General features: G+C 53.7%; 17 protein-coding genes. 11 read left to right on the top strand and 6 right to left on the bottom strand.

Annotated elements, in window-relative coordinates:
- Position 1: 1 nt before the first annotated feature.
- Positions 2-1,429, bottom strand: a complete 1,428-nt coding sequence (locus tag L867_RS0118665; RefSeq protein WP_028738283.1) for a membrane protein — start codon at positions 1,427-1,429, stop codon at positions 2-4.
- 188 nt (positions 1,430-1,617) lie between these two features.
- The gene (locus tag L867_RS27080) at positions 1,618-2,322 is read right to left on the bottom strand and encodes an SH3 domain-containing protein (protein ID WP_084638631.1); all 705 of its coding nucleotides are present in this window, start codon (positions 2,320-2,322) and stop codon (positions 1,618-1,620) included.
- A gap of 176 nt (positions 2,323-2,498) precedes the next feature.
- Here L867_RS27080 and L867_RS0118660 point away from each other — a divergent pair, with 176 nt between their 5' ends.
- From L867_RS0118660 to L867_RS0118640, 6 genes are all read left to right on the top strand, one after another.
- A complete protein-coding gene (locus L867_RS0118660) occupies positions 2,499-2,732 on the top strand; it encodes a DUF3892 domain-containing protein (protein WP_028738282.1) in 234 nt (77 codons plus the stop codon).
- A 349-nt stretch (positions 2,733-3,081) separates the two neighbouring features.
- Positions 3,082-3,450 carry a hypothetical protein gene (locus tag L867_RS0118655; RefSeq protein WP_028738281.1) on the top strand — a complete coding sequence of 123 codons (369 nt, stop codon included), beginning with the start codon at positions 3,082-3,084 and terminating at the stop codon, positions 3,448-3,450.
- 15 nt (positions 3,451-3,465) lie between these two features.
- Positions 3,466-4,416: an MvdC/MvdD family ATP grasp protein gene (locus L867_RS0118650; RefSeq protein WP_028738280.1), complete on the top strand. Its 951-nt coding sequence runs from the start codon at positions 3,466-3,468 to the stop codon at positions 4,414-4,416.
- The gene (locus tag L867_RS25720) at positions 4,413-5,075 is read left to right on the top strand and encodes a hypothetical protein (RefSeq protein ID WP_051439087.1); all 663 of its coding nucleotides are present in this window, start codon (positions 4,413-4,415) and stop codon (positions 5,073-5,075) included. Before L867_RS0118650 ends, L867_RS25720 begins: the two co-directional genes overlap by 4 nt.
- Before the next feature lie 224 nt (positions 5,076-5,299).
- Positions 5,300-5,731: a hypothetical protein gene (locus L867_RS27075; RefSeq protein ID WP_084638630.1), complete on the top strand. Its 432-nt coding sequence runs from the start codon at positions 5,300-5,302 to the stop codon at positions 5,729-5,731.
- 238 nt (positions 5,732-5,969) lie between these two features.
- The gene (locus L867_RS0118640; RefSeq protein WP_146086563.1) at positions 5,970-6,158 is read left to right on the top strand and encodes a hypothetical protein; all 189 of its coding nucleotides are present in this window, start codon (positions 5,970-5,972) and stop codon (positions 6,156-6,158) included.
- Positions 6,159-6,528: 370 nt separating this feature from the next.
- Here L867_RS0118640 and herA read toward each other — a convergent pair whose 3' ends face one another.
- The 3 genes from herA to L867_RS0118625 form a co-directional block, all read right to left on the bottom strand.
- A complete protein-coding gene (gene herA / locus L867_RS0118635; protein WP_028738278.1) occupies positions 6,529-8,259 on the bottom strand; it encodes an anti-phage-associated helicase HerA in 1,731 nt (576 codons plus the stop codon).
- 10 nt (positions 8,260-8,269) lie between these two features.
- A complete protein-coding gene (locus tag L867_RS0118630; RefSeq protein WP_028738277.1) occupies positions 8,270-9,508 on the bottom strand; it encodes a DUF4297 family anti-phage-associated protein in 1,239 nt (412 codons plus the stop codon).
- Between the two features lie 701 nt (positions 9,509-10,209).
- Positions 10,210-10,572, bottom strand: a complete 363-nt coding sequence (locus tag L867_RS0118625; protein WP_028738276.1) for a hypothetical protein — start codon at positions 10,570-10,572, stop codon at positions 10,210-10,212.
- A 564-nt stretch (positions 10,573-11,136) separates the two neighbouring features.
- Between L867_RS0118625 and L867_RS0118615 the strand changes: the two genes are divergently transcribed.
- The 5 genes from L867_RS0118615 to L867_RS0118595 all read left to right on the top strand — a co-directional run bounded on the left by L867_RS0118615 (position 11,137) and on the right by L867_RS0118595 (position 17,653).
- Positions 11,137-11,820 (top strand): PDDEXK family nuclease, encoded by a 684-nt coding sequence (locus tag L867_RS0118615; protein WP_028738275.1) that lies wholly within the window; start codon positions 11,137-11,139, stop codon positions 11,818-11,820.
- Between the two features lie 85 nt (positions 11,821-11,905).
- Positions 11,906-14,233 carry a Mu transposase C-terminal domain-containing protein gene (locus L867_RS0118610; RefSeq protein WP_028738274.1) on the top strand — a complete coding sequence of 776 codons (2,328 nt, stop codon included), beginning with the start codon at positions 11,906-11,908 and terminating at the stop codon, positions 14,231-14,233.
- Complete coding sequence (locus L867_RS0118605; protein WP_028738273.1) at positions 14,233-15,213, top strand: ATP-binding protein; 981 nt, start codon at positions 14,233-14,235, stop codon at positions 15,211-15,213. Before L867_RS0118610 ends, L867_RS0118605 begins: the two co-directional genes overlap by 1 nt.
- Positions 15,210-17,021 carry a TniQ family protein gene (locus L867_RS0118600; RefSeq protein ID WP_084638628.1) on the top strand — a complete coding sequence of 604 codons (1,812 nt, stop codon included), beginning with the start codon at positions 15,210-15,212 and terminating at the stop codon, positions 17,019-17,021. Before L867_RS0118605 ends, L867_RS0118600 begins: the two co-directional genes overlap by 4 nt.
- 269 nt (positions 17,022-17,290) lie before the next feature.
- Entirely contained in the window at positions 17,291-17,653 is a 363-nt protein-coding gene (locus L867_RS0118595) for a hypothetical protein (protein ID WP_028738271.1), read from the top strand.
- Positions 17,654-17,953: 300 nt separating this feature from the next.
- On the opposite strand, the gene L867_RS0118590 is transcribed toward L867_RS0118595, so the two are convergent.
- Positions 17,954-18,814 carry a LysR substrate-binding domain-containing protein gene (locus L867_RS0118590; RefSeq protein WP_028738270.1) on the bottom strand — a complete coding sequence of 287 codons (861 nt, stop codon included), beginning with the start codon at positions 18,812-18,814 and terminating at the stop codon, positions 17,954-17,956.
- Positions 18,815-18,880 lie beyond the last annotated feature (66 nt).

Below are 18,880 nucleotides of genomic sequence, written 5' to 3'. Positions count from 1 at the left end.
GTCACGTCTCCGGGAAAAGGCTATCAAGCTGACGGTAGCGATTTGCGGCAGTCGAGAATTCCTCGCCAATCTTCTCCATCTGCCTGGTTAATTCTTCCTGGGCCTGCGCAATGCGCTCTGCCAGGTCTTTGTCGTTCCATTCTGCGACAACCTCGGTTGGCTTCAACCGGTCCATCTTGTAGGGCATCGAGAAATATTTGGGCTCCGGTTCTGTTCGAGCGGCCCTGTTGGCGTCTCGATAGATCGTAAGCAGCGTGTTTGCTGAACGCTCAAGTTGGTTCTGGTGCTCACGAAACAGGTCTGTATTGCGGGCCCGATGTGCGATGATCGCCTGGTGTTCGGCCCTGCGCTGACTGAGATCGCGAATGATCAAATCAACCTTCTCATTGTATTCATCCCGTACGTCCTTAAGACCGTCGATCAACTCTTGCTTCCGCTCAATATAGTGTTGACGGGCAAGACGAACCCTCTTTTGGGTCGACGAAAACCCGGGATAGGGGTCGGTCATATAGTAGCCGTCCACAAACGCGCCCACTGAAAACAACAATCCCACACCAAACAACGTCCAGGACTTCACGTCTTCAAGGCCGAATGGCTGGGCCTTAAGGCGAATTATGACTTCTCGACCGACATCCGAAAACGCTGCTTCCGATAACTCTCGGTAATGTGCCAAAGCCAGATTAATGGCGACAGCTCCCACGACATAAACACATACGCCAACAATTCCGGCGAGTTTGGAAAGCCATGACCGCTTGACTATGTTTCGAACCATGAGGATCGCGAGCAACACTGCGACGCCAACGTTCAGGAAAGCGAAGGCAAATGCTTCCACGACACCGCCAACCAGCCCCTGTTGGCTGCCTTTCGCGAGGAACACCCCGTTCACGATGGTTTCGAACAGGAGGATGAAGATCAGAAAGCTCACTTTGAGGAACATGTAGGATGACGCGGTCTCTTTGGCCGCGCGCTTGAGGCCATGTATCTCTTTAAAGTGGGTCAGCTCATCTTCTGCCGTCTTCAAATCGCGGCGAAGTCCATGGAGTTCATCCTCACCCATGGTAACTTCCGCCTTGAAATCGGAGAGGCTTGTGATGTTGGCTTGCCGGATCAGGCCGAACTGACCTTCAAAGTCCAGGTTGCGCAAACGATCCGCGAATGTGTGGAATTGATCCTCCAGCACCTGATAGGAAGTTTTCTTCTCTTCTTCCACTTTCGAGACGATCCGCTGCTCGATCTCATCAAGCGCACGAGCTGATTTTGCGGGACGGTTTTGGGCCCCGTTCGTCTGGCCGCTCCCAGCAAGATCAAGGCTCTCGCTCACCTTCTGTGTATCGAAAACCGGAAATATATCCGTCGAAGCCCGAAAATCATGGTTCGACTCGCGAACCGATCCCCACAGCCGATTCAACGCCTCAAAACGTGTTGCCATTGCAAATGCCCTGCGCCCCCAGAATTACAACTTGCAACTATTAATGGACGCAGTCATCAGTCACCAGTTAAAAAAAGCGATTGAATTCATGCATCACGGTCCGGTAATTCCGTGGTGAGTTACTCAGCTGAGAAATCTCGAAGTTTTCTCCACTGGTGCTCTCTTACCTGCCTAGGCGTCCATAAACGTTATTGTGGGCGAAACGCATCGATCATAGCCTTGGTCACGTCCTGCGGATAACAGATCGGCGCATAACCGCCCGGCTTGGAATAGGCGCTCCTTTTCCCGCAGCGTCGACCACCACGGTCTGTATTATACGGGCACGCGCAGGAGCCGGGATAACTCGCAAGAGATTCAGCGATGATGCGCTGGATGATCGTTGAATCGGGCACTGAGGGCACCGGCTTCTCCTGCGCGGTCTCTTTCACTTCCTTTTTTGAAGGTGTTTCATCACGCGACTTCGGTCTCACAGCGAGAAACCGCGAAGCTATCCAACCGTCCCGCTGGGTGAGTTGGTCTCTGACGTGGGACCATTCGCCCGACTCCTCGATCAAGTGAACTTGCTGCCCGTTGTCGAAGCGATTAATGATTCCGCTCCCGGTGGACGGTCCCGACCGAAACGCCACGCGGTTGCCAGTGACAAATCGCGCCGGATAGTTGTGAGCTGGCTCTTGTCGCGCGATTTCTTGCCCATCTGCAGGGTTGGTTTCGGAGACGGTGGTCTCGGTGGTCGATTTTGCCGTTTCGGCGCTGACGGACTGCGGCCGTTTTCGCTGTTCAGCGATATTCGGTACATTCGCAACACGGATATCGTCCTCGTTAGGGTTGTCACCCAGCATTCGACCGAAAGCGTAGAAAACAAACGCCCCTATAATCCAGTAACGTTTCCGCATGTCTCAGCCCCCCACAAAGACTTTGACGTAGAAGGCAATTTCCGACAAGCTTAAGGTGTGGCCGCGAAGAAATTCGCGTCACCACAGAGCGAGATGACGTGGTGGAGAAGCGGACGCACTCGGCAATCCAGGCACTTCGGACCGCGATTGACCAATCAGGCGACAGGAGATTTCAAATGGCACCAAGGAAGGTAGTCGATGCTCGCGCAGATCGCGAGGGCGACATTACGCACGTAAAGCTCGATGGAAACAAAAATTTCACACCGCTGAAGAAGGCGATGGAGTTGGCGGATCGTGGCGAGATTTCCAATGGTCATTCCGTTCGCCGCAGCAATGCTAAGCCGCACTTGCGAACCAACCCGGACGGAAAGAAGTCCAATAACTTGGACGACATGGCCGGTGACGATTAGCGGCGGAATTCAACCTGCGCCAGTTCGTCGGAATGGGAGGTCGATTTTATGGCTAGCGGGTGGGATAAACACCCAGGTCCAGACAATGATTATGCACCAAAGCCTTGGACAACAACGAGAACGGTGGGCTTCCTCCTGCTTATCTTTATTGGCGTGATTGGCGTGGCATATTTCAATTGGCCCTGATCTATAATCCTTATGTCTCCTATACAATGTTGCTAAGGCATTTCTTTCTCGGGGCATTGCGCGTTCGCCTGTTGACGAACCCCCATCTACAACCGCTTCCCATTGTATTTCTTGCGTCATTCTAGTTGAATGCCGTCTAACGAAAACATCCTGGAGTTCCCTCGTGCATAATGAGACCGTAGGTCAACGCGCGTTTCTGACGCGGTTCGCTTCTCCGAGAACTGCAGGTGAGGCCATCCCTGGTCAATACTCTCATGACTTTGGAATGTGGGTGGTTGCAAGCCTCGACGGAAGTGTCCCGCTCATCGATACCAAGTCTGATTTGATCGAAATCACGACGAAGACCAAGGTGGAGCAAGAGAGTGATGACACGCCTGCGCCCTTCCTTGAAATACAGACGAAAACTGAAACCAACGTCGAAGGAGACGATCAGGTTCAGCATAGTGCAACCCACCTGCTTGAAATCACGACAAAGACTGATGCGCAGATGGAAAGCGATGATACGTCACCGCGCGTTCATGGCTTTCTATGACGGCCCTGACTGTCAATGATATTGATCATCACAAATGAAAGGGACCTAACAACTGACTTCGTTATTAGGGAGTTAAAGCGGCGAGGCCGGGATCATTTCCGGCTTAACACGAACGCAATCGCCGACATGTCATTTGTGCTCGACCCAACCACCATGTCGCTGCTGGTGTCCTCGCAAGAGAGAAGGGTCCAACTTGATCAGGTAAGAGCAGCGTACTTTCGCAGGCCGGAACTCGCAGACTTAAACAAACTGAACCACTTGGGACAGCGAGCGTACGCGTCGACCGAATGGTCAGCTCTGCTGAAATCACTCTATTTATTGATCGGGAGCAGATGGTTCAGCCATCCACGCGACATCCTCATCGCTGAAGATAAGCCATCGCAAATGTATCTGGCCAAACGGCTAGGATTCAATGTCCCGGATACAGTCATCACGAACGATCTGGATGCTGCTCGCACATTGTTCGCCAAAGGACCCGTCGTCGGAAAACCTCATCGGCAAGCTGTCGTCGAAATCGAAGGGGTCGAGCATGTGATGTTCACCAGTCGGATCGACGCGCTGACGGAGGAGGATCGTGAATCTCTTCAATACGCCCCGGTGATTTTTCAGAGGCTCATACCCAAACAGTTCGACATTAGGGTAACCGTCGTCGGCGAACGAGTGTTTCCCGTGGCAATCCATTCGCAAGAGTATGAAGAGTCGACTTTGGATTGGCGGCGTGGCGCAAACCCGAAAATCAAGCATGAGGTAATAAACCTTCCCGACGACATACAGTCGGCCTGCACAGAACTTGTTCGGCAGCAGAAGCTGCGCTTCGGTGCCATAGACCTCGTGCTAGGTGAGGATGGTAAGTTTTGGTTTCTTGAATGCAATCCAAATGGTCAGTGGGCCTGGATCGAAAATCGCACTGGGCTCCCTATAGCGGCAGCAATCGTAGATGAACTGGAAAGGATTGCAGCAGAATGATCGGTGTCATTGAGTTCTTTTGGCCACGGCTTTCGACGCCGACCACCTTGCAGCTTGAAGACCAAGCCAGCAAGCAAAGGCACGACCTGCAACTTATCAAAGACGCGAAGTGGGATACGCACACCGACATAGCGCTTGAGTGCGCACGAGCGCTGCACGAACAAGAAACCGAACGGAAGAGGTCGTCCGAAAGTAAAGCCTCGATTTACCTGGCGGTGATTGCAGCAATCTTCCCCGTCCTGGTTTCGTTGCCAAAAGACCTCTACGGAGACGAACTTCCCGACATGAGCGCTGGTTGGCAGACTGTGCTTTTAGGGTTCTTCGTTTTGGGCGTTGTATACCTCGTGAGAAGTGGAATATGGGCCTTCCGCACCTTGGCTGTCTCAACCCATAACCGCATCGATGCGACAGACATTGTTCACCTCTGGGGCGAGCCCAACGCCAACAGCGCCCTGATACGCGATTTGCTGGTTACGACGCGGATGAACCGCGATGGAGTGAATGCAAAAGTCGCCTTCATCAAAATGGCCCACGCATTCTTGCTGAGGACCTTCGTAGCATTCGCGATCCTTCTACTGATTGCGGTCTTAAGGAAACCATTTGTCATCTTCCTAGATGCCACCATCCCGATGGTGCAGGCCGCCGTGTGTGGATCATAGATGCCCTGTCAAACCTCAGCTATCGATCCCGGCTTTGCGCAGCACGCGTCCGAATGAGAAAACGCTTGCAAGCAGTAAGAAAATCCCAGGATGACGAGTAAATTCACGATACGTGGGCTAACAAAAGCCGGACCCTGGGATATCGATGTGAACTACGAATTTTCAGACTTGGAGCACCTAGCCACGCCGGGTATGGCTATGAAAGAAGCAATAGGGAAACCACGATGCCTGCCGTCTACAATGGAATCCAATTTAAGACGCCCCTCGAAGCGTGCTGGGCTGCATTTTTCGAGCTTGCGGGCTGGGATTGGAAAGTCAATCCTGTCCCTGTCTTCAATTGGTCACCGGATTTCCGAGTTACTTTTCCCTGCGGCCACTCGGAATGCGACGGTTCGCACACTTTGCTTGTATCGGTGTTACCAATTTCTAGAATTGAGGAAGCGCAGTCTCACCCCGCGTTGTCACATCGGTATGGAATAGAAGGTCCGGACAGTGAGGTACATTCTGAAGTCCACGCGGGCGCGGTGTTCGGCATGTCTCCTGATGTTACGCGATGGGAATTCTCTCACGGTGCCGGGGGTGGACTGTTTGATGTGAATTTCTTTGTACCAGATGCCAATGCGCTTTGGGTTCGAGCCGCCAGTTTAGTTTCCTGATGCCGGAGTTGCGGTATCTGTTTTTTTCCTGAAGGATCGACCGTAACCATCGCAGGCGTATGACTAGTTCACTGGGGGTTGCTATCAGGAACCTAGGGACTGTGCCCCAAGAGAACGGTAAGCTACTCGATTACCGAGCTGATTTCGTAGGAGCACAACAGCACAGCCAAAGTGGTGCACTCTTAACTAAAAATTAAGTCCGTTCGTATACGTTATGCTCATCAACCGGAGTATGATCATGACGACCACGACGTTGATGCGCATTGCAGGCATTTTTCTGATGATTCTGACGCTTCTGAAAATTACGCCTCTCGGCCTAGACCGGTATCTTCCACTTGGGGGAAACGAATCTACCCAGATGGCCATCATACTTGGCTTTGCTTTCGTCACATCGGAAATTGTTGATCTCATCCGGGGGCAGAAATGAGCGTAAAAAATCGCATCTCAGTGTCCTTTGCTGACGCAGAGTTCGAAATTCTAGAGCGCTTGTCTTCACATACACAAAAGAGCAAGGCGGAACTTATCAGGACGATGGTCGAGGAGTTTCTGCGAGCTAATCCAAACCGGTTCCGTCTGAAAACGGGAAGATCAAGAAATAAGAACATTCTTCTCGACCGCGACAGGGACGAGACCTAACCGCGCGGAGGCCTTCGGTCCATCTTGCTTGCCAGCAACGCACTCGAATTTCCAAGCCGCCAACGAACAGGATTTCCAATATAACTGCGTTGTCCTTTGGACGTGTACGGCTATCAGTCTCGTAGGACCTGGTTCCGTCTCAGAACTGTCAGTCTCAGCCCTCATCCACGCCAGTTGTTCGCCCGCTTACTGAAATCAATGCCGTTCCACTGCTCCTTCCAAAGCGTCAGATATTTCACGTCGCTCGAAGCTGGTTCAGGGTCACATTTCTCAACGTACACGACGCAAGGCATGATGACGGCATCGCCAATCAGAAGAGCTTCCCCTTGCTCAAGCGCGGGCATGCCCTCAGTAAGATTGCCGAGGGTGTCCGGTAGCAGTCGCCGCACATAGGCTTGGTCGTCGGGATTCGTGAGGCGCATCGCCAGGAAGTTGCTGCACTGCGAAAATATGGTTTCGGAAATTTCAGAGGGGCGTTGGCTCGAAATCAGAAGGCTGATCCCGTATTTGCGTCCCTCCTTAGCAATCCGCTCGATTGCCGCGAGCGACGCCTTGTAGCGGGCAAGACCGCTCTTGGGTGCGTATTTGTGCGCCTCCTCATACACCATCAGGAACGGCTGCTCGGTCAAGCTCTCAGCTCGCCGCGCGAAATAGCAGAAATCAAACATCAGTCGGGAGATCAGTGAGACGGTGATGCTCAACAATTCGAATGGTATGCCGCTGAGGTCGATGATGGTGACGTTTGTTTCGAGCTTTTCTCTGTAGCCGGTAAACTGCCTAAGGACATCCTCTAAGCTGGCGTTCTTCGCCTTGTCACCAAAAAGGAACCCTAAGCGGGAGTTGGTGATTTTCGATCTTACGCGTCTCTCGAATTTGTCGATGCTTCCGTCCGCATAGTGCCCCTTTTTTACGCCAGTTGCCTTGATCGCAAACTCGTATTTCTCCGTGCAGTAGTGAGTGAGTTGGTCGTCAGTGTCGACGAATTCTTTCTGCGTGCCATCCTTGAGCTTGATGATCAGGGAATTATCGCTATCGATCTTTTCGCGCGTCAGTGTTCGTAGCGCGTTTGCCAGATGATCGATATCGTACCGAAGTGGGCTGTCAAAATTAACCTTTGCCACTGTTGGATTGGCAACCCGCTTCGCCACAGTGATGATCGCGCGCAGTAAGGCCTCTTGGTTGTAATTGTTGTTGTCCCCGGACTCCAGGAACATATCCTCCATCTCTTCTTCGTTGAGGAGCCAATATGGCAGAACGAGATCATCGACGGTAATCACCTGGGCGTTGGGAAACGCGGCCGCGTATTCTGAGTGAAGGTCGAAGATGAGGATATGGGAATTATTGAGGCCCTGATATTCTCCATTCTTCGCAGATATGGCCTTCTGCAAGATCGAAGACACGCTCGACGATTTGCCTGAGCCCGACGCCCCCACGACGGCGATGTGCTTATTGAAGAACCGGTCGCCATGGACTGGAACGTTGATGTCGCGCTGCCTGGTCAACGATGAAAAACAGAAACGATCCTCGGCTTTGAAGGCATCGGCATATATTGCTGCGATCTCGGCCTTCGTTGCCGGAACGACCTTTTTGGGCGGAATGGCTAATTCATCACCCCCGCGATTGAATCTCCCGTCTTTAAGGGTGCCAAGGGGATAGGCGTCAATCATGTAGACACGTTTGGAATCCGCTCCGCCATCGACCGCTCTCATTTCAATAGAAAAGCTTTCGATGATACAGATCAGCGAAACATTATCGTTGTCGGAAACCTTTAGAAACGAGCCCACCCGAAGGGAGTCCACGGCCTTCTGAAAATCCAGAAGGTTGTCGACCGAAACCCTGACCTTGTTCGGATAAACGGCAATTACCTCTGCGTTGGCAATCTCTTCAGTCACTTATCCCTCCTCAAACAATCTTCTTGATAAACGAAAGGTCACTGATGGGGATCGAGAAACCTCGAACATTTGCCCCAACCAGATTCAATGGCATCGGTGTGCTAATGAAGAAATCGTAGATACGACGTGGCTTTCGACCCATGCCGTCCAGCGAGGCGGTTAACTGATCGAGATTGTCGACGAATCTAACCGCTACCGCTCTTTCCTTGGTCTGGGGCGTTTGCGCGTGCTCTACACGGAATGGCGAGCCACGGTACGGGTGACCGTCGACGAACTCCACACCTTGCTCGTAAAACGAGTTTTTCACTTCTTGAATTAATTCTTCCCCGGCATTGCGCAACATCACAAACGGTGCATGGCGATCATTATTCGGGGTTCTCGGACTATCGGCGGAACTCCACTTCTTCGCGATCTCAAGCACCTGATCAGCGACCATTTGCCCACCAGTATTTTTATCAACTTCGAGAATGAATACTCGAATGACGCCAGCCGTGTTCTGCTGCGAGAAATAAAGATCACGCATGAACCGCCCATACGCTGCGGTCTCCTTCTCACGTAGCAACCAGCTGTGGTGGACGGCCTGCGTGCCTTTGAGGTGGTCTTGCAGCTCCCGAAGACTGGTCGAGCGATCAAGATGATTTTTTTTCGTCGCCAGCGTTGCGACAAAATCGAAGGCTCTGGGATAGTGAAAACCACTAGCCTCGACCTCTGTTACTCTTTGATTGGTTCGGAGTTGAGAAACGACCTCGGCTCGTTGTGCCCCGAATTCTTTTGCGGGCCTGATCTCGAAAATCCGACAGAATGACTCAATAACATCGTCAGCGACGTCGAGGCCATCAAGGTGAGACTTCTTCGTTCTAGATTTGTCTTCCTCGACCTTCAAATAGGTCATTACCTCCTTAAACCGCTCGACGGTCAAAGGGTCGAGCGCGATTTTTATCTCCTTGTAGTGGCCGTAGAGTACGTATTTCCGACCGGCTCTCGCTCCCTTCTTCAACCCGTGAAAATGCTGGAAAAGCTTGTGGAGGGGGTCCCGCAAAATGGAATCGGTCAAGCATTGAGCTTCGTAATACTTCACCTGATTGTAGGTGACCCCGTCGGCAGAATAGCGGTCGAAATCCTCGATACCCTCAATAACAACCTTGTCATCCAAGCCAGCAGCCAGAATATCGAGCAACGCAGCATCGAGCTGGTAGAAATATCCCCGGATCGAGGCCGTTGCCTCACGTTTCTTGTCGACTTCCAGCACGCGACACCCCGAATCAATCGCCGATTGATATAATAGGGCAGAGAAAGCGCATCGCGCGAGCAATGGATTTACGTTGACGAGAAGCTAGCGCTCAAGCGAACGAGTCCCATGCATTTGCCTGTCGCATTTCTGCTGGAACAAGACATTCCCAGGCCGACCCGTCATACTGAAATTGCGATCTGCCTTGGGTTCGTTGAATAATACAAGGGATCGCGAATGCCGAGGGCCCCACTCCGCGAAGTGCTCTTGGGGCTGCCGCAAAGACCTGTAAAATTTCATGTACTCTTGGGAGGGCTAGGCTCCAACATGTCGCCCCGCCAATTCAACTTGCCGCCGACGAGAACTCGACTCACGCTTACAATGTGCGAAAAAATGAGGAACTGGCATGTCGAACGACCACTCTTACCGCGAAAACTCCCCTATTGAGCAGTTAAGATGCCATGCATCTACGGGAGACGTCAGGGTACTAAACTACTGGTTGGATCAGCATTCGGAGTGGTTCGAGACAACAGCGACCGATGAGGAAAAGCGAGAGAGGGACAACATGCGTTCTCTTGTCGAGACCTGGACACGTATCGAAATCGCCCATGGAAAAGGCGCTGCACTGAATATTGATGACCCTGAAGTTCTGTCAGGTCTCCTCTGCCTACCCGCAGGCGAGTTCAAATACCAAATCCAAAACGCCATATGCTATAAATCAATCATGGGGTCGGACTGGCATTGGCTTTCTGCAGCTGTGCGATAAGCTTGGTAGAGTCATCGATCCGCTTCGTTCGTCCGCCGGGGTTTGATTCGCCCCATCGAAAGCCATCGTATACACCCTCCAGGAACTCGGCCCATACGGCGGCACCCGCAGGCAGCAACCCTTTGACCTGAGCAATCGTATCGAACACGGAAAGGTTCCCCATCGGCACTTTCTGTAACAGATATTTTTGCATCTCCTCAAGGGTAACGTAAGGTCCACTTAGCGCGCCATCGACTCGGAAAAAATACCAAATCTTCCCGTCGTGCTCATATACACCAGCGGAATAGTGTTTGATCTGCGATTGAGATTGTTGCGCCATAGGACCCTCGCGTAATTCCGAGGATGAGCATTTCGCAGATAATCGCTAACGTAGCGTTTCGCTCTTCTCTTCAGCGCAATTGAGCAACTTGGCTCGCGTCATCTGAAGAATATATCGCCTCAGCCACTGGCACAACAATAAAAGCGCCACCGATCAAATGGATTTCACAGCTATCACAGCTTTTTACAGTTTTATTAACCATAAGTTGAGCTGGTGATTTTCCCCCGCTAGACTCGCGGTACCGCTTCTGACTATCTTCTGCCCCAGTTTAAAACACGGAGCCCCACGATGATACGCATCGCCAATCTAGGAAAGACCTTCCTCAGCTCCATCTGAAGTAAGGACACCGTGTCCTCTACCTCCGGATGGGCTGCCACCCATGTGCGCCCAGGAGGTATCTATGCGCCCATCCAAAAATGTGCTGCACCACGTGTTGGTGCGTCGTGCCATTCTGACCGAATTGCGCTCCGGTGCTGGAGCCGACATTCGCTCTCGATTTGAGGTGTTCCAGGACACCGGATCGGACGCGGACAAGGATGCAATCGTCGGGATGCGTACGACGCGATGGTAAGCAATCCCCATTCCCCCACTCTGATTGACGGCGAACCGATGCTGTGGGTTGAGCCGCTGCGCCACGAGGGTGTGCGTAACGTTACTCCTAAGCATCTGTTGAACACGAACGGTTCGTCCGTGTTCAACAATCGCGAGGTGCAGCACGAAAGCGGCACTGAGAAAAAGGTTGCCTCGTTCCTGAAAGCCCAGCCCGGCGTTGTCGAGGTGCGCTCGCAGTTCATGACAGTTGAGTATCATGACGAGGAAGGCGTGCTTCACAAACACACCATCGACTATTGCGTCCGTGATAAACGCGGCCGTTGGGAGGCCGTTGCCGTCAAACAGGAGAAGAAGAGGGCAGAAGTCGAGGCCGTCTTTAAGGGTATGCTGCCCGCGTATCGTGATCGTTTTCATAAACTGACGATCATGACCGAGCAGGATGTTCCTTGGTGGGTCGTGCGCAACGCCGATAGCATCCTGTTTTATCGAGAGTTGCACGACGACCATCACGTTCAAACCCTGCTGGATGAGCTTCAGCAGCGAGCCAAGACCAAGGTGTGCTTCTACCAGATGTACACGCCTGGCATGGACCGCCCGTCTCGCACCGCAGCGATATGGCGGCTGATCGATCTCGGGTACCTAAAGCCCGACCCGGGTCTCATCAACGAGCTGACCTGGTTCACGGTCGAAATCTAATCGCCCCTTAGCCAACAACCCATTCCATCCCAGCCACTTCGAGCCCCTTTCGGAGCACGGCGAAGCTATGTCCAAGGAGGACAACATGACTGACAACTCTGACGCCAACGGCAAGCTTGAACTGCGTCCCGTTCCGGAAAGCACACCTTCAATCCCCCTCATGACGCCGAGCGACCGTTTCGTTTATGAGGGCACACCCCTCATCGCGATTTCGTACCGCGCGACGGATACATTGTTCTTTCACGAGAACGATCCGATGACGCACAGGCGCATCAAACATACCGAAATCGAACTCGCAATCGATGAGGGTCGTGCGCAGTTTTACCCTGGGTTTCATACCAAGGTGGGTTCGAAGGCTTACGAGCGTTTCGGGAACAAAAGCGTCGATGACTTCAAACCTGACGCTGTCGCTATTGCTCGCTACCACGAATTCCTCATCTTGGAGCACCGTGCCTGGTGCGCCGAGGTAGGGGAGTATGTGCCCCGCAGTCTGAAACCAGCAGCGGAAATGCCTGGCGGGCGTTCATTGGAAGAGCTGTTGCTGAGGTGGACCATCGAATATCAGCTGCTTCAGAAGGAAGAAAACGAAGAGACCGGGAAAGTACGAAAGAAACGTGCCGGTAAGAAGACCAACGGCTTTGAAGTGCCAACAGTTCGCAGCTTCAACTCTTACGTTAGCAAATATGAAAGCTGTGGAGACGATGTGCGTGCACTCATTCCCCAGCAGAAGGGGCCGAAACGCCGTCACCTGCAGGTCGAATGCGCCGAAAGCTATGCGATCTGGCGGCAGGCTGCTGCCGAATTTGCTTCGAAACGCAAAGTACCGATGTCCAAGGCACGGAAAATCGCGAACGCCCGCATCCACGAAGCCAACAAGGCGCGAACTGAAGACCAATCCAAACTGATCTTTGTCGAGCGTAAGCGCTTTGAGAATATGATTAAACAGCTGAGGGCCTTCGACATTCTCGCTGCTCACGAAGGCGAGCCTTACGCTCATGCAGTCTACAAGCCGAAAGTGGATTCTTATGACGTAGTGCGCCCTGGTGAGCGGGTCGAATTCGACGACTGGAATGTCGATTGCATTACCCTGATGAAGGAAACCGGCGTCTGGTTGCGTCTTCCTGCCAAATTTCAGACCGCCCTGGAAAAAGCCGCAGCAGACAAACCCCAGCGCATTTGGTTCGTGGGCGCAATTGACGCCGCGACCGGCATGCCTTTGGCGCTGAAGGCAACCCGAAAGCCTTGTGCTTCCGCCGTAGTTGAGGCCCTCGAAATGGTGATGTCGGACAAGACGCACATTTCGAACCTGGTGGGTGCAAAGACGCATTGGGCCGCAAAAGTGCGACCGGAGAACGTATTCACCGACAACGGGACGCCTTACATCGCTGACATCACACGCGATGCCTTCCTCATGAGCAGCGTATGTCTGACCCGACCACCAGCGGGGCAAGCATGGAAACGACCATTCATCGAATCGCTGTTCAAGACATTTGCGAAAGACTTGATGTCGTATTTCGATGGTCGCACGTTTTCCAACGTTGTCGAACGACGCGACTACGATTCCGTCGCCAATGCAACCCTCATCGTCGACGAGTTCATGGTGATCGTTTATCGCTGGCTTTGCGATGTGTTCATGAACACTCCTAGTGCCCGCCTGAACGGATTGACGCCCTATGAGGCGTGGGAATTGAAGAAGCGTACCTATCCGATGCGCCCAGTTCCTGGTCGACACGAAAAACGTCACATCTTCGGAGTGAAGAAGGACAAGATTATCCGCAGCGAAGGCATCGTCCTTCACGGCATTCCATACAACTCCGATGAACTCCAGTCGTACCGCCGTAAGCACGGTTCGAAGAAGCTCTTCCCCGTCCGCTTCCATCCTCGCGACTTGGAATCGATTTCCGTCCACACTGAGGATGGATGGTTGACGGTCGGAAATTGCATTGGAGTACCTCCGTATATTTGCCTCGAAGAATGGTACTTGGCGAAAAAGGAACTTGAGCGGCTAAACGAAGAGCGATCAGCGCGCTCCACGCCCACCATGTATGACGGCATCAACTGGGTAAACAGCGTCGTAGATGCTGCTGCTATGCGTGGCGGTATTTCCCCACATACGCGCAGTGCCGAAGACATGTCTCGCGCCACTGCGAGGCTCTTCGAAGGCCGCGCCATCACGAAGGCAGAAGCTGGTGAACTGGCACTTCTGGCTACTCCTGCGCGCCAGGAAACGCCTCTTCTCCAAGGCCGTGTTGACGAACTTCCTGCTGGTGTGTTGCCCGTCAAAGAAGCCAAGAAAAAGAAGAAGAAGAAGAACGAGCCTGAGGCTACACCGTCAGCCGAACCCAAAGTCGACGATCTCGCGGCTGAATTTGACGAAGACGACGACGATTCCCAGTTCGGAGATTACAACTAATGACCGATTTCAGCGACATGTCCATTGAGGACCGCAAGCTCTACATCGAGCTACAGTACATCTTGCAGCCAAAGGACCGAGAGCTGGAAGACCTCATGACGCGATTCACGGAAAATGCGGAACGCGCGCTGAAAGGAGGTGGCTCCAAGATGCCAATTCTTTTCGTAATTGGGGAATCTAATACTGGAAAAAGTCATTCTCTCAAGCGCCTTTTTTCAACGATGGATGCGTTCCAGCCCCGTATCGATGTCAACGGCAAGGTGCGGCCGCGCTTGTTGAGTATGGATTGCGAGAGTGATTGCTCACCGAAAGCATTGGCTGAAGCCATCCTCGACAACTGGAACATTACGGTTGGAGGTAGACCGAACGCCCCCACACTCTGGAGAATGGTGAAACGGCAATTGCGTCACCAAGAGATTCTCTACCTTCACCTTGATGAGATGCAACATGTAACCGTGGGAGATACCGACCTCGCGATTGGTAAGGTGCAGGATGCCGTTAAGAGTCTCACACAAATTGACGGCTGGCCGCTGCACTTAATTGTTTCAGGGATGCCGGACGTCGTCGACTTCCTGGAAAGCAAAGAGGTCAAGAATCGGTCTCAGGTGCAGTACCTTAACCTGATGGAGGTGCAGGCAAAAACGGTGACTGCGATGGAGAAGGTCGTGTCAATGATCGTTTGCGACCACGCTGGCCTCCGTTGTGAATGGTCCAACGACGATGAGGTCCCTGGACGACTGATCGTCGCAGCAGGGGGAGAGTTTGCAACTTTGATTCTCCTTGTCCGCGAAGCTTGCTTCAGGGCTCTGGATCAGAAGAGAGAGGCGGTCACCATGGACGACTTGGCGGTGGTTTACAAAGCCCGAAATGCCAATCTGAAGCGGGACAATCCATTCACGACGGATGATTGGAAATCGATAGTTCGAGAGAATTCTACATCTCATATCGGTGCCGGTTCTGGTCGTGGGAGGCGTAAATGAGTGATACCCGATGTCTCCCGACCTGCGTGCTGTTTCACAAGGACGAAACGCCTGAAAGTCTGATGGCACGAACCGCACGAGCCAACAGTTTCTATTCTCTCGCAGAATTCTGCGGGTTCACCGGTGTACCTCGCGCCGCAATCGCCACCATGAACGAACAGCATCTGGATCGGCTCGTAGATTGGACCGGCGTCGGGTCTGCTGACTTGATGAAATTCGCTAGCCGTTCGGCATCGGTAGTTGAGTTTGGCTTTGATCAAGTCAGAAAAACGCAACTGCGGGGCAGCAGCCGCAGATACTGCCCTCATTGCTTCGCACATGATCTGGAACAAGGAACCGATCAGCCCAACGCCCGCATCTATATGCGGGCAACGTGGCGCTTCAACATGATCTCGGACTGCCCGGACCACGGTGTACGCCTTGCTGAGCTTCCAGTGGATTTCGACCTGCTAGACCTCCGCGATTTCGTGGCAACAACCAAGCCTAAGCAAGAAGAGAATAATCCCTCACCTCACAGCAAATACTTTTCTGACCGTTTGCTTGGGCGGACCAGCGGATCATATCTCGATAGCTTGCCACTTTACGTCGCTGCGGAACTTTGTTCGGTTTTGGGTGCGCTCAAGCAGAAAATGGTAGATAACAAAATTTCTGAGCACGTCCCGCTCGGAATGGCGAACCCTGAGTGCCTTGCTTCAGGCTACAGCATCGCGTGCGAGGGGCGGGAATCAATTTGGAAGTTCTTGACCGCCTACGTCGTGAAGGTCATTGGTCGCGCGACTAAGTACCCTATGGTGTTCTCACTGCCCCTTCGATGGTTGCGCGACGAGTCGGCGGACGGAGATTTTGGCTCGGTTAGGGCAATTTTTCAGGAACACGCTGAGTGCCATCTTCCCATGGCACCAGGTGAATCATTCCTGGAGCCCGTTCCAAGAAGACGTGTCCATACAACCTATACTGCTGCCAAAGAGTACGGGATTTCGGAAGGTCGGATCAGAGACATTTTGGTCAATCAGGACGACGGAAAGAGCGTGATCGCCACGTTCAAGGGCCGGGGCATCGTTTTCCACCGAGATGAGGCGCATCCACTTTTGGAAGCCGCCTCGCAGCAGTTGACGACGAAACAGGCTGCAGAGCGTCTCGGGTGCGCGATGACTCAGATGGAAGCGCTGCTCATTGGGGGAATGCTGCCCTTCACGTCAAATGGCGCATCCTCGACAAGAGTATATAGATGGGTATCTGAGCTTGAGGTGAACAACTTCATCCAACGCATCCGGTCGCGTGTGACCGAGCCATCGGCGAAATATAATCTCGTTCCAATTCTTACTGCAACGAAAGTGTGTCGCCGCATTTTCCCTGAGATCATCGCCTTAATTTTAGACGGGACATTGAAGCGGGTCCATATGAATGGGTCCGCTTTTGGGTTGTGCAATATCACGGTCGATCCGGACGAAATTGACGGTCTCTCAGATACAGGTGTCGAGGAAGATTATCTTGGCCGCAAGGACGCCGCCGCTTTCCTGAGAACGAGCGTTGAGACGATCAAAGACCTTATCGACCTTGGCGTGCTTTCCGCGACGATTGTTCGTCACAAGAAAACAAATTTGCCTATGGACATGATGCTGCTCGAAGAGCTGAACGAGTTCCGCGAAAAATATGTTGTGTTGGACGATCTGTCGAAAACCCGTCAAGTGCGGTCGATTAAAGTGAGGTTTGACCTGGAAAAGCTCGGTGTGCAGCCTGCGCATGAGGGGAGCCGCAATGCGAGCAAGGTCTACCATCGAAGCGACATCAAACGCGTCGGTTTCTAAAAAGGCAGTTTCAGCTTTTTGTCTCAGGGCCCGCTTCGGCGGGCTTTTTTTATGCTGTATTTTCCTCAGAGCATTTTTACGAGGCCGCTAGAGGACACGAATCCGAAATTGTTCAATCTTTACAGTCGCCATGGTCCTGCAGGGAAATTCGTTAGGGGCCGCACCACTCTGCGATTTCTCCATCAAACCTAAGGCGTCGTGACGATCGTTTTGGGGGCTGTCTGCGGTCATTGTTGTGGCGATAGGTCTAACACCTTAGGAGAACGGGAATGTCAGAGCAAAATGACCGTCAGCGGCAGCTCGCCGTGCAACTCGCGCAAAACACGCCGCCATCCGAGAGAGAGGCGTTGCGTATGTGGGCCGGTTCTCTGCTTGAGCTTCGCCAGAAGGACATGTCTGTCGCGCGAAAGACCAAGGAAGCCATTCTGATAACCCATAGAGCGAGCGTGACTTGGCCGATCTTGAAGGTCGTCTATACGCAAATCAAGAAATATGGATGGGACAATCGATCCACACCGCAACGTCTCGGTTTGGGCGCTGCGGGCGCGGCCTTTGCGCTCTTCGGAGGCGCCAACGCCGGCATTGCAGCGTTGGGCGGCGCAATTGGGGTTCCGCTTTGGGTGGTGTTCTGAGCGGGGGCGATGTTTGCGCACCATCTCTATGAAGAACTGAGTGGTAGCCGAAAAGATGATCCTTCGGTGACGTATAAGGTGTTTGACGCGGAGAAAGAGTTGGATTGAATGCAGTGGTATTCCAGCGAGTTCGCGCGGCGCGGGAGGCGGTCGACGCGGGGGCGTTCGCGGGGACCGTGCTTAGGCACCTATTTGGGGCGTGCCCCGAAGTAGGTTCGATCTATTTCGGGTGCTCATGATTGCGATCGTCAAGCGAGGGAGCGGTGACGGTCTCCGCTCGCGCTGGTCCGCTGCTCCGGCCTATCCCAGATCGAAACTTGGCAGCATGTCCATGAGCAGGTCGGCCAGGTCGCGCGCCGGCGTTGCTGCGTCCGGGCGCAGCCGCAGCGCAAACTCCGCCTCCGGCAGTGCCGGCAGGTCGAAGGCGCCGTCGAGCCGGGCGATCCCGTCGCCCGCCATGCGCGCGGTCCGTGCGGTGACCGCAATTCCGGCCTTCACGGCGGCCGCCAGTCCCGACAGGCTGGCGCTCGTCGCGGCAATCCGGTAGCGGCGGCCGGCACCATCGAGGGCGGCAATGGCAGCATTGCGAAAGCCGCACGGCGCGTCGAGCAGGGCGAGCGGTACTTCGCCGCCGGCACGCTTAAGGCACTCGGCCGCGCCGAGCCAGAGCATGGGCTCGCGCAGCACCAGGCGTTCGTCGGGCGATGCGCCGCTGCGCATGGTCAGCGCCAGGTCGAGTTCGCCGCGCTCGAAGGCGCTGGCCAGTTCCGCCGACCGGCCGATCCTGAGATCAAGGCGCAGCCGCGGATGGGTGTCGGCAAACAGCCGCAGGATGTCCGGCAGGCCACTTTCGGCGAAATCCTGAGTGCATCCCAAGGCGATCCGGCCATCGGCCCGTGCGCCTTTCAGGCTCAGCAGGGCTTCGCGATGGGCGGCGATGATCCGCCGCGCATGACCGACCAGCGCCTCGCCGGTCGGCGTCAGGGTCCGGCCGCGGCCGGCCTGTTCGAGGAGCGCATCGCCTATCACCGCCTCCAGGCGCTGCATCTGCGCGGTGATCGCCGATGGCGAACGCCCGACGATCGCCGCGGCCCGCGTCAGCGATCCGGTGTCGGCGAAGGCAAGGAAGGTACGCAGCAGTTCCGGGTCGATCGTTTCCATGTTTCGATATTATCGAAACGTGAATAAAGAACAATTCGATTTTTTCGATCCGTCTCTTCTGTCATT

The sequence above is a fragment of the Paenirhizobium selenitireducens ATCC BAA-1503 genome, from assembly GCF_000518785.1.
In the GTDB taxonomy this organism is placed as follows: Bacteria; Pseudomonadota; Alphaproteobacteria; order Rhizobiales; family Rhizobiaceae; genus Allorhizobium; species Allorhizobium selenitireducens.
Note: the sequence above shows the minus strand (reverse complement) of the source record. Positions and strands in the feature narration are given on the sequence as shown.

Coding starts and splice junctions, on each gene's coding strand:
- L867_RS0118625 (WP_028738276.1), bottom strand. CDS start 10,572: ATGGCGCAACAATCTCAATCGCAGATCAAACACTATTCCGCTGGTGTA.
- L867_RS27080 (WP_084638631.1), bottom strand. CDS start 2,322: ATGCGGAAACGTTACTGGATTATAGGGGCGTTTGTTTTCTACGCTTTC.
- L867_RS0118610 (WP_028738274.1), top strand. CDS start 11,906: ATGACTGACAACTCTGACGCCAACGGCAAGCTTGAACTGCGTCCCGTT.
- L867_RS0118650 (WP_028738280.1), top strand. CDS start 3,466: ATGATATTGATCATCACAAATGAAAGGGACCTAACAACTGACTTCGTT.
- L867_RS25720 (WP_051439087.1), top strand. CDS start 4,413: ATGATCGGTGTCATTGAGTTCTTTTGGCCACGGCTTTCGACGCCGACC.
- L867_RS0118615 (WP_028738275.1), top strand. CDS start 11,137: ATGGTAAGCAATCCCCATTCCCCCACTCTGATTGACGGCGAACCGATG.
- L867_RS0118595 (WP_028738271.1), top strand. CDS start 17,291: ATGTCAGAGCAAAATGACCGTCAGCGGCAGCTCGCCGTGCAACTCGCG.
- L867_RS0118660 (WP_028738282.1), top strand. CDS start 2,499: ATGGCACCAAGGAAGGTAGTCGATGCTCGCGCAGATCGCGAGGGCGAC.
- L867_RS0118640 (WP_146086563.1), top strand. CDS start 5,970: ATGACGACCACGACGTTGATGCGCATTGCAGGCATTTTTCTGATGATT.
- L867_RS27075 (WP_084638630.1), top strand. CDS start 5,300: ATGCCTGCCGTCTACAATGGAATCCAATTTAAGACGCCCCTCGAAGCG.
- L867_RS0118605 (WP_028738273.1), top strand. CDS start 14,233: ATGACCGATTTCAGCGACATGTCCATTGAGGACCGCAAGCTCTACATC.
- L867_RS0118600 (WP_084638628.1), top strand. CDS start 15,210: ATGAGTGATACCCGATGTCTCCCGACCTGCGTGCTGTTTCACAAGGAC.
- L867_RS0118665 (WP_028738283.1), bottom strand. CDS start 1,429: ATGGCAACACGTTTTGAGGCGTTGAATCGGCTGTGGGGATCGGTTCGC.
- L867_RS0118590 (WP_028738270.1), bottom strand. CDS start 18,814: ATGGAAACGATCGACCCGGAACTGCTGCGTACCTTCCTTGCCTTCGCC.